Source organism: Rhodoferax sp. ZS1R8, assembly GCF_056521325.1.
Genome location: NZ_JBWMBA010000008.1, coordinates 171,168 through 183,609 on the forward strand (window position 1 = coordinate 171,168; position 12,442 = coordinate 183,609).

General features: G+C 61.5%; 10 protein-coding genes and 1 other RNA gene. 3 read left to right on the top strand and 8 right to left on the bottom strand.

Going from position 1 to position 12,442, the window contains the following annotated elements; genetic code table 11:
* Window positions 1-12 precede the first annotated feature (12 nt).
* The 3 genes from AC097P_RS22405 to rnpB all read right to left on the bottom strand — a co-directional run bounded on the left by AC097P_RS22405 (window position 13) and on the right by rnpB (window position 1,949).
* A complete protein-coding gene (locus tag AC097P_RS22405) occupies window positions 13-1,029 on the bottom strand; it encodes a tetratricopeptide repeat protein (protein ID WP_479612652.1) in 1,017 nt (338 codons plus the stop codon).
* 55 nt (window positions 1,030-1,084) lie between these two features.
* Window positions 1,085-1,513, bottom strand: coding sequence for a CBS domain-containing protein (locus AC097P_RS22410; protein WP_479612653.1), 429 nt, complete (start codon window positions 1,511-1,513; stop codon window positions 1,085-1,087).
* A gap of 50 nt (window positions 1,514-1,563) precedes the next feature.
* Window positions 1,564-1,949, bottom strand: an RNA gene (rnpB, locus tag AC097P_RS22415) — RNase P RNA component class A.
* Between the two features lie 111 nt (window positions 1,950-2,060).
* Here rnpB and cysK point away from each other — a divergent pair.
* Window positions 2,061-2,978 carry a cysteine synthase A gene (gene cysK, locus AC097P_RS22420; RefSeq protein WP_479612654.1) on the top strand — a complete coding sequence of 306 codons (918 nt, stop codon included), beginning with the start codon at window positions 2,061-2,063 and terminating at the stop codon, window positions 2,976-2,978.
* On the opposite strand, the gene AC097P_RS22425 is transcribed toward cysK, so the two are convergent.
* Window positions 2,975-5,443: a putative bifunctional diguanylate cyclase/phosphodiesterase gene (locus AC097P_RS22425; RefSeq protein WP_479612655.1), complete on the bottom strand. Its 2,469-nt coding sequence runs from the start codon at window positions 5,441-5,443 to the stop codon at window positions 2,975-2,977. The two genes, cysK and AC097P_RS22425, sit on opposite strands and share 4 nt — an antisense overlap.
* A 228-nt stretch (window positions 5,444-5,671) precedes the next feature.
* Between AC097P_RS22425 and AC097P_RS22430 the strand changes: the two genes are divergently transcribed.
* Together AC097P_RS22430 and AC097P_RS22435 are read left to right on the top strand one after the other, a co-directional pair.
* Window positions 5,672-7,495: an NAD(P)/FAD-dependent oxidoreductase gene (locus tag AC097P_RS22430; protein ID WP_479612656.1), complete on the top strand. Its 1,824-nt coding sequence runs from the start codon at window positions 5,672-5,674 to the stop codon at window positions 7,493-7,495.
* A gap of 130 nt (window positions 7,496-7,625) precedes the next feature.
* Window positions 7,626-8,183, top strand: coding sequence for a Crp/Fnr family transcriptional regulator (locus AC097P_RS22435; protein ID WP_479612657.1), 558 nt, complete (start codon window positions 7,626-7,628; stop codon window positions 8,181-8,183).
* Window positions 8,184-8,275: 92 nt separating this feature from the next.
* Here the strand turns inward: AC097P_RS22435 and htpX are convergent, their stop codons facing one another.
* The 4 genes from htpX to AC097P_RS22455 all read right to left on the bottom strand — a co-directional run bounded on the left by htpX (window position 8,276) and on the right by AC097P_RS22455 (window position 12,047).
* Window positions 8,276-9,148 (bottom strand): protease HtpX, encoded by an 873-nt coding sequence (gene htpX / locus AC097P_RS22440; protein WP_479612658.1) that lies wholly within the window; start codon window positions 9,146-9,148, stop codon window positions 8,276-8,278.
* A 123-nt stretch (window positions 9,149-9,271) separates the two neighbouring features.
* Window positions 9,272-10,042 (bottom strand): DUF3025 domain-containing protein, encoded by a 771-nt coding sequence (locus AC097P_RS22445; protein ID WP_479612659.1) that lies wholly within the window; start codon window positions 10,040-10,042, stop codon window positions 9,272-9,274.
* Window positions 10,027-11,055, bottom strand: a complete 1,029-nt coding sequence (gene pyrC, locus AC097P_RS22450) for a dihydroorotase (protein WP_479612660.1) — start codon at window positions 11,053-11,055, stop codon at window positions 10,027-10,029. Before pyrC ends, AC097P_RS22445 begins: the two co-directional genes overlap by 16 nt.
* Window positions 11,056-11,072: 17 nt before the next feature.
* Entirely contained in the window at window positions 11,073-12,047 is a 975-nt protein-coding gene (locus AC097P_RS22455) for a LysR family transcriptional regulator (protein WP_479612661.1), read from the bottom strand.
* Window positions 12,048-12,442 lie beyond the last annotated feature (395 nt).

Consider the following 12,442-nt stretch of genomic DNA (forward strand, 5'->3'; position numbering starts at 1 on the left):
ACTGATCAGTTCCTAGCCCTTCAGCGTTTTCAACTGATCCTGGGCATCCGAGCGCTGCTTTTTGTTTAACGCGGGTTTAAAAGCCAGTGCCTTCTCGTAGGCGGCAATGGCGCGGCCCTTGTCACTGACGGCCTGCAGGCTCTGACCCAGCCGGTAGTGGATGTGGGCCGCCGCTTCCACAGACAAGGCCCGTTCAAACACCGGCAAGGCATCCTGGTGCTTGCCCTGCTCCTGCAACACACGCGCAAGACCATACGCACCCCAGTTGCTGTCGGGGTAGCGCTTCTCAACGTCAGCAAAGATGCGCTGCGCCTCAGGGTACTGTTTGCTGCGGACATACTGCGTGCCAATGGTGACCAGCGTGCCGCGCTGGGTTTCCACCAGCACGTCCGCGCCCTTGGAGTTGGCCGACAGCGCCGCCGCTTCGGCTTTCGCAAAATCCTCGTCGGCCAGCGCGATTGCGGCCTGCATCAGCTTGCCAGCCTCGGGGTTGACCTTGGCTGTATCGGCCGCTAGATCCTTTGCCTTGCCGCTGCCGCCGCCAACAATGCCGGGGGCCTGCTGGTAGTAGGTCAGCAGTGCAAAGCGGGCGTCAAGATTCTTGGGGTCCAGCTCCACGGCTTTCTTGAAGGAATCGCGGATGGTGCCGGCGTAGCCCATGGCCGACATGATGCCGCCCATCATGGCCTTGGTGCCCAGCGCATTGCCCAGGGCTTCGTGGCATTCGGATTTTTGCGGGTGGGCCGCAATGCATTGCTCGGCCAGCTTGACGGCCTCGTCCAGCCGCGCTTCCTGGCCCTGCGTCGTTATCAGGTCCACGCGGGCGATCAAGGCATCGGCATTGTTAGGGTCGGCTGCCAGTTTGGCATTAGCGGCCTGCTCGACCTCGGTATATTTCTTGGCCTTGATGGCAGCCGAGTACTCATGCGCCTGTGCAAAAGGGTGGGCCGCAATGGAAAGGACCAGTACGACTATGGCGTTCGTCGCCGCACGGGCGCGGGGACGCGCCAGGAAATGCATGGGGTTCATAAAAAAAAGAAGATGGAGGGATCTGCATCACAGCCGTGCAGCTCCCATTGTTTACTCAGCTTGAAATGTAGTGCTGTAGCTGGTTGATGGTCATTTCATGGTCCGCAATGATGTCGTCCATGATGTCGCGCACCGAGATCATACCCAGCACATTGTCGCCATCAACGATTGGCAGGTGGCGGATCTTCTTCTGGCTCATCAGGGCCAGGCAATCCCGGGTGCGCACGGTGGGGGCCACCGAAATCACATTGGACGTCATGATGTCCTGCACCTTGGTGTCTTTGGATGACTTGCCGGCCAGCGCGATCTTGCGGGTGTAATCGCGCTCGGAGAACACGCCCACCAGCTTGCCGTTGTCCAGCACCATCAGCGCGCCGACGTTGTGGTTGGCAAGGGTCTGCAGCGCGTCGAACACCGTGTCCTGCGGGCTCAGGCTCCAGTTGACGGGTGCGCGCTTTTTCAACAAATCGAGTATGGGTCGCATGCTGCCTCCTCCTTGGGTGGGAACTTAAGCCTAACCATACATCAAAAAAAGTGTGAAGCCCACCGATAAGCCGGATTCTGTGCACGGAAGTTTCCCCCCGCGTGACCACCATTACTCTGGGCCGCTGGTCACCCAGCGGCTCGGTGCTACCTACCCGCCAACTCCGGGGGCCCCGGTCATGGCGCTGCGGCGAACCGCCTCGCTTTGCGTTGGCCTACTTGGTATTGCTGCGCGTAGAGATTGCCCGTTTCACCCGATGGAGGCTTGCGCTCCCATCGACTCGTCTCTGTTGCTCTAATCCTCACCTTAGGGCCCAACACTTGCGTGCCGGGCTTGTCAGTGGACAGTGGTTAACTGCTACGCTGCCCTATGCAGTCCGGACGTTCCTCCAGTGCCTGGTTTCCCAGATTGCACCAGCGGTGGTCTGGCGGGCTTCACGGCGTGATTATCGCCGCTGGTGATATGGATATGCCGAAGTGGATAGAACAACAGGTTCACAATTGCGCTTCCTACTCCCATTGACGGAAAAAACCCTGGAGCCCGCCCCATGAAAGCCGACAACATCCTGCAGTCCATTGGCAACACACCCCACGTGCGCATCAACCGCCTGTTTGGCAATACGCACAACGTGTGGATCAAATCCGAGCGCAGCAACCCCGGTGGCTCCATCAAAGACCGCATCGCGCTGGCAATGGTCGAGGCGGCCGAGAAGAGTGGCGCCCTGAAACCCGGCTCCACCATCATCGAGCCCACATCCGGCAACACCGGCGTGGGCCTTGCCATGGTCGCCGCAGTCAAGGGGTACAAGCTGATTTTGGTGATGCCCGACAGCATGTCGATTGAGCGCCGCCGCCTGATGCTGGCCTATGGCGCGACGTTTGACCTGACCCCGCGCGAGAAGGGCATGAAGGGCGCTATCGCCCGCGCGCAGGAGCTGGCGGCTGCCACCCCCAACGCCTGGATTCCGCAGCAGTTTGATAACCCCGCCAACATCGACGTGCATGAACGCACGACAGCGCAGGAAATTTTGACCGACTTTCCCGACGGGATTGATGCCCTGATCACCGGCGTCGGCACCGGCGGCCACATCAGCGGCGTGGCCAAGGTATTGAAGGCGAAGTTTCCCAACCTGAAGGTGTTTGCGGTAGAACCCAGCGCATCACCCGTCATCTCCGGCGGCGCGCCCTCGCCCCACCCCATCCAGGGCATTGGCGCCGGCTTTATCCCGAACAATCTGAAGACTGAATTGCTGGACGGCGTGATCCAGGTCGACGCCGAACCCGCCCGCGAATACGCCCGCCGCAGCGCGGCCGAAGAAGGCATTCTGGTCGGCATCTCCAGCGGCGCAACGCTGGCCGCCATTGCGCAGAAACTGCCGGATCTGCCAGCGGGATCTACCGTGCTGGGCTTCAACTACGACACTGGGGAGCGGTATCTGTCGATTGAAGGCTTCTTGCCCGCTTAAGCACGTGCAGCGGGGCGCGCGTGTGCGGCCGTGGGTGGCGTATCAATTCGGGGGGTCGACAGATCCAATAATTGCAGCGGTTGCGGGCGGCCAAAGAAGTAGCCCTGGAACGCCCGGCAGCCGCTGGCCAGTAAAAAGTCCCGCTGGCCGGCGGTTTCGACACCTTCGGCCACGACACTGAGGTCCATGCTGTGCGCCAAATTCAAAATCGTGCGGGCGATGGCAGCATCGTTGGGATTATTCAGCACATCCGTCACAAATGATCGATCGATTTTGAGTTGATCCAATGGCAGACGCTTCAGGTAAGCCAGGCTGGAATAGCCGGTTCCAAAATCGTCCAGCGAAAAACATACACCTACAGCACGCACCTCTGCCATTTTTGCAATGGCGTCTTCAACATCACTGAGCAACAGGCTCTCGGTCAACTCCAGTTTGAGTCGACTCGGGTTGGCCCCACTGCTGCGCAATGAAACCAGGATTTGATCGGAGAAATCGGCTTGTCGGAATTGGCGGGCGCTGACGTTTACGGCAATGCTCAAGCCCTGTGTTTTTGGCGAAGCGCCCCACTGCACCAACTGCGCGCAGGCGGCTTCCAACACCCATTGGCCCATACCCAGGATCAAGCTGGACTGCTCTGCAACAGGAATGAACTCGCCCGGCATGACGATGCCCCGCGTGGGGTGCTGCCACCGCAAAAGTGCCTCCACCCCGGTTATTGCGCCGTTTTCGTCAACCACTGGTTGGTAGTGGAGAAAGAACTCCCCGCGCTGCAGCGCCAGGTGCAGGTCCACTTCCAGGGATGCCCGCGCCGAGGCCACAACCTGCATGGCCGGATCAAAAAAGCGCAGGGTGTTGCGTCCTGCCGCTTTGGCTTGGTACATGGCCAGATCCGCGCGCTGCAATAAATCGTCCACGCTTTGCAGCTTGTCAAAAAACAGGGTGGCTCCAATACTCGGGGAACTGTGGTTCTCTTGGCCTTCGATTTGGTAGGGTGCATTGAGCGCGCGCAGAATCTTCTGGCCAATCAGATCGCACTGGGTCGCTGCGACCGTCTCGGTGTCGCTGAGTTCTTCGAGCAGCACCACAAATTCGTCGCCACCCAGGCGCGCCACGGTGTCGACGCCGCGTACACACGCCAACAAGCGCTGCGCAACTTGTTGAAGCAACACGTCACCCGCGTGATGCCCCCGGGTGTCATTCAACACTTTGAAATTGTCCAGGTCTATAAACAACAGTGCGCCATGCCCGCGGTCCCGGGCGCTGAAAGCTATCGCACGGTTGAGGCGATCCAATAGCAACCGCCGGTTGGGTAGCCCAGTCAGCACGTCAAAAAAAGCCAGGCGTTCCACGTCTGCCTCCGCCTGTTTACGCGCCGTAATGTCACGCCCGGTACCGCGGTATCCCTTGAAAACTCCGTCTGCATCAAAAATGGGGGCACCACTGATGGATGACCAACGCATCACACCATCGTCATGGTGACGCAACATCTCAAAATCGCGGAATACCTCGTGGGCCTCCAGTGCCGCGCGGTGTGCGGCCCATTGCTCCGCGCTCACCCCCTCCACCACATGGTCCCAGCGCCGCGTGCCCAGGTAACTGGGGGCGATCAGACTAACGGAGGTATCTGGGTTAGCACCGATGTGTACAAAACGAAACTCGGCATCCTGCTCCCAATACCAGTCCGAACTCAGTTCGGTCAGACTGCGAAAACGGGATTCACTGTCTTGCAAACGCGCCAACGCATCCCTTTGGGCAGTGATATCCGTCAACGTGCCACACCACAAAGTCGATCCATCGGGCTGTGCTTGGGGCATGGCATTGCCCATCAGCCAACGCTCCACGCCGTCTGCACCGGTGGCGCGGTATTCGCTGTGCCACAGCGTCATGGTGCGCTCGGAACTGGCGATGGCGCGCCACATTTTCTTCCAGTCTTCTGGATGCACACGGGCAGAAAAATTGGCCGAATCCGCGTAGACCGCTGCAGCATCCACACCCATGAGTTGCTTAACCGCCTCGCTGATAAACCGAAAGCCCATGCGCCCGTCGGACCAACGTCGAAACTCGTACACGATTCCCGGCACCAAGCTGGTGATGCGCTGGATAAAACTGGCGTCCTCAGCCTGCGTTTGCAAGCCCAACTGCGCTGCTGAGCCCGCGCCAGACACCACATCGGGCTCATCACTCATCAGTACCCAATTTTTGTCGTTCGCACGAACCGTCTTGGCGCGGTAGCGGCCTGCAGCGTCCTGCCATAAACCCAGCTCCAGCAGCGTGCGGCCTACAACTTCTTCGAAGTTACAGCCATTCAGCGCTAACCAAGCCATATTGGCCGCAACAACCGGCCCCTGTGAGCCCGCCAGCAGCACCTGCGGTCGCGTATTTGGCGCAAAAAGTGTAGAAAAAGCCCCATCGCCAAACACACCCAGGGGGTCCGGTGCCTCCGCTGGCGGCGCGGGGTTAACCATCGGGGGTAGGCTGTGAGGCTGCATTTGCGCGTGAGCTGACGGCAATAGTTGCGAAGTTGTCCTTGGATAATAAGTCCGCACGTGGCGCAATAGCAAACGTTATCAAATCCGCGCGCCCCTCGCAGGCGCAGGCATGGGATGTAGTTGCACGCCTATGGCGCGTCCGTTTGTAGCGGTACACCGGGGGCTTATCATTGCCGCCTGCTTGATAACCACGAGCCTGCCAACATGATCCGCATCACCGAACTCAAACTCCCGCTCTCCGCCCTGCCCATCGAGGCGCGCCGCGCGGCCGACGCGCCCAGCGAAACCGATGAGGACCGCGCACCGGTAGCGCATCCGCTTGCTGCCCTGCAGGACCTGGCGGCCAAGGCACTGGGCGTCCCCGCCACGGGGATTGCAAGCCTGGAGGTTTTCAAGCGCAGTTTTGACGCCCGCAAGGCCGATCTGCTGGTGGTCTACATCGTGGATCTGACGCTGGTGGATGCCGCACAAGAAACCGCGCTGCTGCAGCGCCACGACAAGCACCCCCATATCGGCCCGACCCCCGACATGGCCTACCGCCCGGTCGGCCATGCGCCGACAGATCTGGCGCTGCGCCCCGTCGTCGTGGGCTTTGGGCCCTGCGGCATGTTTGCGGCGCTGGTGCTGGCGCAGATGGGCTTCAAACCCATCGTGCTGGAGCGTGGCACAACGGTGCGCCAGCGGACCAAGGACACCTGGGGCCTGTGGCGCAAGAAGACACTGAACGCCGAGAGCAATGTGCAGTTTGGCGAGGGCGGAGCCGGCACGTTTTCGGACGGCAAGCTGTACAGCCAGATCAAGGACCCGCGCTTTCTGGGCCGCAAGGTGATGCACGAATTCGTCAAAGCCGGCGCGCCGGCCGAGATTTTGTACGAGGCGCACCCACACATCGGCACCTTCAAGCTGGTCAAGGTGGTGGAGAGCATCCGCGAGCAGATCATCGCCCTGGGTGGCGAGGTGCGATTTGAACAACGCGTCGTTGACGTGCTATTAAAAGATGAGCAGCTTACGCGCTCTGTACGAGGGCTAGCGGTCCAAAACGCCAAAGATGGCAGCGTCAGCGAGTTGCCGGCCGAGCATGTCGTCATTGCACTGGGCCATAGCGCGCGCGACACCTTTGCGATGCTGCACGACCGCGGCGTGGCCATGCAGGCCAAGCCGTTCTCGGTGGGGTTTCGGATCGAACATCCGCAGGGCGTCATCGACCGCGCGCGCTGGGGCCGCCACGCCGGCCACCCCATGCTGGGCGCGGCGGACTACAAGCTGGTGCACCACGCCGTCAGCGGAAAAGGCAAGGGCCGATCGGTCTACAGCTTTTGCATGTGCCCTGGCGGCACCGTGGTGGCCGCCACGTCGGAGCCCGAGCGCGTGGTCACCAACGGCATGAGCCAGTATTCACGCAACGAGCGCAACGCCAATGCCGGCATCGTGGTCGGTATCGAGCCTGCGGACTTTCCGGGCGACACAGCCAGCTTCGTGCATGCCTTCGGGCCTGTGGACGGCGCCCGCTATGCGGCGCAAGCGGAAGCCTTGGCCAAAGAACACGCCCCTGGCAGCGCGGCCGCCACGCACCCGCTGGCCGGCATCAACCTGCAGCGCCGCCTGGAATCGGGCGCTTACACACTGGGCGGCAGCAGCTACGAGGCCCCGGGGCAACTGGTAGGGGATTTCATTGCGGCGCGTGCTTCCACGGCGCTGGGTAGCGTGGTCCCATCCTACAAACCCGGTGTACTACTGGGCGACCTGGGCCCCAGCCTGCCCGACTACGCGATTGCCGCCATCCGCGAAGCCCTGCCCGCCTTTGGCCGCAAGATCAAGGGCTTTGACATGGCCGACGCGGTGCTGACCGGGGTGGAGACGCGCACCTCGTCTCCGCTGAAGATTCCGCGTGGCGACGACCTGCAGTGCACCAATGTGCGCGGCCTGTACCCGGCGGGCGAAGGGGCCAGCTACGCCGGCGGTATCCTGTCGGCCGGGGTGGATGGCATCAAGGTGGCCGAAGCCGTGGCGAGGAGCCTGTTGGGGTAGCTAGCCCCCACGCTCCGCCGCTTTGCGGGTCGCTGCCCCCCGAGGGGGCTAAATCCGCTTGGGGCGGCCCGGCGCGGATTTGCGCTTCCCGCTCCGCAGCTACGACAACCAGGGTGTACCATCTTCAGCCATGAAAGTGGACCCCGCCGTCGTCAAGATTTTTGCCGAGAACGTGCGTGCCGACATCATCGTGCGGCCCACCGGCCTGAACCTGGACGCGGCCATCGTCCAAAAGATCGCCAACAAGGTCAAGGTCTTCCAGGGCATGACGCAGGATTGCCTGATCAGCACGCTGGCCATGGCCGAGCACATGCCGCACAAGGCTGGCGACGTGGTGTTCAACGAGGGTGATATCGGCAGCTCATTCCACGTGCTGATTGCAGGCGAGGTGGTCGTCGAGAAAAACCGTGGCGGCCGCGTCGTGACGCTGGCCAAGCTAACGGCCGGTGAGTGCTTTGGAGAGATGGCGCTGGTAGGAAGCCATCTGCGCAGCGCCACGGTGCGCGCTACACGCGACAGCGCCACGATGCGCTTTGACCGTGAGCGCGTGGACGCCTACCCCGACAGCGCCCACATCATTTACCGCAATATCGCCCGCGTGCTGTCGGCGCGGCTGGATGTGTCCAGCGAAATGCTGGCCGATCTGGTCTTACGCACCGGAGAAACAGGGCCAGCGCCGCTAGGTTAACAAGCGGCCAAGGTTTTACCGCCAGGCCGCCCCAATGTAGAACACGGCCTCTCAGGGGTAAGGAGCTACACGTAGTGAGCGACCGTGGGGCCTCAGGCTTGGGCGTTTTGCAGCGCAGCGATGCGCTCTTCAATCGGCGGGTGGGTCGAGAACAACTGCCCAATGCCACCCGTGATACCAAAGGCTGCAACGCTCTTGGGCAGTTCGCCGGGTGCCATTCCGCCCAGACGGGCCAGCGCGTTGATCATTGGCTGCTTGCGGCCCAACAACTGGGCAGAACCAGCGTCTGCACGGTATTCGCGGTGGCGCGAGAACCAGGCCACGACCATATGCGCTGCAAACCCCAGCACGATGTCGAGGACAAAGGTTGTGATCATGTAGCCAATGCCTGGGCCGGAGCGGTCATCACCCCTGCGCAGGAAGCTGTCAACCGCGTAGCCAATGACACGGCTCAAGAACACGACAAAGGTGTTCATCACACCCTGGATCAGCGTCATCGTCACCATGTCGCCATTGGCCACGTGGGCGATTTCGTGGCCAATGACGGCCTCGATTTCTTCTCTGGTCATGCCTTGCAGCAGGCCGGTGGACACCGCCACCAAAGCCGAGTTTTTGAATGCGCCGGTGGCAAAGGCATTGGGGTCACCTTCAAAGATACCGACATCGGGCATGCCGATCCCGGCCTTCTCGGACAGCTGGCGCACGGTTTCGACGATCCAGGCCTCGTCCGCATTTTGCGGCTGGATGATGATGCGCACGCCCGAGGTCCACTTGGCCATAGGCTTGCTGATCAGCAGCGAGATGATGGCGCCGCCAAAGCCCATGATCAGCGCAAAGCCCAGCAGTGCGCCCAGGTTGAGCCCACTGCTGGTCAGGTAGCGGTTGACACCCAACAGGCTGGCAACAATGCCCAGTACCGCGACGACCAGCACATTGGTCAGGACAAACAAAATAATACGTTTCATGGTTTCTTTCAGGAGTCAGCCCGGTCACACGCGGGCGAGAGCGTGAATGGTAAGGTCGAATTGCGTCAATTCAAGCAAAAGCGCACCCCAATGGGCCCAAATGCCATGGGGAGAAGCGCCGCGTCAGGTAGCGCGCGGGGCTCGGAATACCGCCGGGTCGTCATAAAAGCCCGGGTCGGCGTTGCCTGGCCACCAGCCCGGCACGCCCAACACGGGCAGATGCGCGAAAGGCTTGGCGGCCAACTTGTCGGCACTGAGGTCCTGCGCCATCCAAGCGTCCAGACTCGCTATAGATTTGGTAGCTGCTTGCGCACGGTAGACGTGGGCTGTGATCGGTTTTCGGGGTGAAACCAGCTTCTCCAGCAGCGCGTGGCCAAACAGGACCAACTGCGCCTCTGCCCACAGCGTGCGGTGCTCCACAAACAGGCTGTGCCAGTCTTTGGAGGCCAGCGCGTCCCACAACGCGTCCGGGCCGTGGAAGAAGGCCGCGTTTTCGTCAAAAATCGTCAGCGCATCGCGGGCCGGGCCGCGCACGGGCTGTATGCCCGATGCGGCTATCTGCGCGGCCTGCAATTGGTTGAGCCGGGTCTTGGTGAACGGGAACTGCAGCCAGCACAGACCGTTGAAAAAGTCATGCAGGCCGTCACGCGTGGGGACCTGGCGGCTGCGGAAGATGAAAGCCTCGTAGGCCTCGCCCGCCGGCAACGCAGACTGCGGCACAAACTCAACGCCTGCCCAGGGCAACTCCGCTCTGGCGCCTGCGCTGGCTGTGGCATTCAGGGCAGCGGCGCAGCTTACGCCGGCTGAAACCAACTGCGCAGTGGACTCACCGACGCTGCGCCAGGGGGCGAGCCAGGGGGCCGCCCAGTCAACCGCCTCTAGACCATGCGCCACTGCAGGGTTTCATCCGCGCACAGCGGTTTCAGGCGGGCCTCGCCAAACGCAAAGCTCTCGGGCACGGTCCAGGCTTCGCGGCGCAGCGTGACTGTGTCGGTATTGCGCGGCAGGCCATAGAAATCAGCGCCATGGAAACTGGCAAAGCCTTCCAGTTTGTCCAACGCGCCGGCGGCTTCAAACGCCTGGGCATACAACTCCATCGCGGAGAAGGCGGTGTAGCAACCTGCGCAGCCACTGGCGTGCTCCTTCAGGTGGGCCGGGTGCGGCGCGCTGTCGGTACCCAGAAATAATTTTGTCGATCCGCTTGTGGCCGCTTGCACCAGCGCCACGCGATGGGTCTCGCGCTTGAGCACCGGCAGGCAGTAGTAGTGCGGGCGTATGCCACCGGTGAAGATGGCATTGCGGTTGTACAGCAGGTGGTGGGCGGTGATGGTGGCGCCGGTGTAGGCATCTGCACTCTCTACATACTGAGCAGCCTCTTTGGTCGTGATGTGTTCGAACACGATCTTCAGTTCGGGGAAATCCTTGCGCAGCGGGATCAGCTGCGTTTCAATGAAAACAGCTTCGCGGTCAAACAAGTCAATATCCGAAGACGTCACCTCGCCATGCACCAGCAGCAGGATGCCCTCACGCTGCATGGCTTCGAGCGTCTTGTAGGTCTTGCGCAAGTCGGTGACGCCAGCGTCGCTGTTGGTGGTGGCACCTGCGGGGTAAAGCTTGAGCGCGACGACACCGGCATCCTTGGCGCGGCGGATTTCGTCGGCGGGCAGGTTGTCGGTCAGGTACAGCGTCATCAGCGGCTCGAACTTCACACCGTCTGGCACGGCGGCCTGAATGCGTGCCTTGTAAGCCAGCGCCTGCGCCGCAGTGGTCACCGGCGGCTTCAGGTTGGGCATGATGATGGCGCGGCCAAACTGCGCGGCAGTGTGCGGCACCACGGTGTGCAGGGCGTCACCATCGCGCACGTGCAGGTGCCAGTCATCGGGTCGGGTCAGGGTAATTTCTTGCATAGGATGGTCGATAGAAGTTACTTGCGCGCAGCCTGGGTCAGTAGGTAGTCCCAAAGGGCTTGCGCGGCGTTCTTGGAAGCGGCAGCCGGTCCGCGAGATGCAGGCCCGCCACCGCGTTGCGGCTCTTTCAGAACCGGCTTCTCGCGGTAGACGCGCACATCCATCGTGATGTCCAGACCCTTGGCTTCGGGCGGTGCGGCGCTCACCAGGCGTTTGCCGCGCAACTCTTTTTTGACAGCGCTGTGCGGCAAAAAGGCAATGCCGTGGCCTTCGAGCGCCATGGCCTTCAGGCCTTCGGCCATATCAGTCTCGTACACGCGGTCGAAATGGATGGGGGTGCTGGATTGCTTCAGAATCAGCTCCACCATATGCCCCAGGTAAGCGCCCGGCGCATAGCCCAAGTACGGCAACGGATGACCTACACGGCCGGGCAGCTGGAACATCGGAGCGCCGCTGGCGTCGGGCTTCACATAGGGCGCCACCACCTCTTCACCCAGGCTCACCATTTCATACCGGTCCGCATCCAGCTGAAACGGCTGCGACGGGTGGTGATAAGCGATCAGTAGATCGCAACTGCCCTCCACCATGCGCAGCACGGCGTCGTGCACGTTGAGCGCAATCAACCGACTTTTGATAGGACCAAAAGTTTCGCGCAGGCTGGAGACCCAAGCGGGGAAAAACGTGAAGGCCAACGTGTGGGGCACCGCGAATTCGATGACGTCCTGCGCGGCAGACGTATGGCCCCGCAGCATGGCACGCGTGCTCTGCAAAGCTTGAAGCACCTCCATGGATTGGTCGTACAAGGTTTCACCAGCCGGGGTGAGGCGCGTGGGGTAACTGCTGCGGTCGACCAGGTCCGTGCCCGCCCATGCCTCCAGCGACTGGATGCGCCGCGAGAACGCGGGCTGCGTCACATGGCGCAATTGGGCGGAACGGCTGAAACTACGGGTCTCGGCCAACGATACAAAGTCTTCAAGCCATTTGGTTTCCATGCCCAAGATTATGCGTGAATTGCATGGGGGAGTGGCGGCGGGGTTACAAAGGTGATGCTTGTCTACTGATTGCAAGCTATGCCGCTAAAGCCCCAGGGTGCCAGGTCTACGGCGGCTTCAGACACATAGCGGTAGTAGCGATTTGCGATCTGGCTACTCCTAACTGGTCACTGGCAACCGGGATCGACGGACCGCTATGGGGTCAGCCCTTCGTCAAACCGAGCGCCCGCCATGGGGCGGAAGCCGTCATAGGATTTGACGATGCAAATGACTCTTACAGTTTAGGTTTGTAGGATGCCCACCCGTGCTGGCATGCCGATGTTGCCACGAACTTTTACCAAGGGTGGGCGTCGTACAAAGCTCGGAGGAGGAAACCGCGGCGAGTGCCAATACCG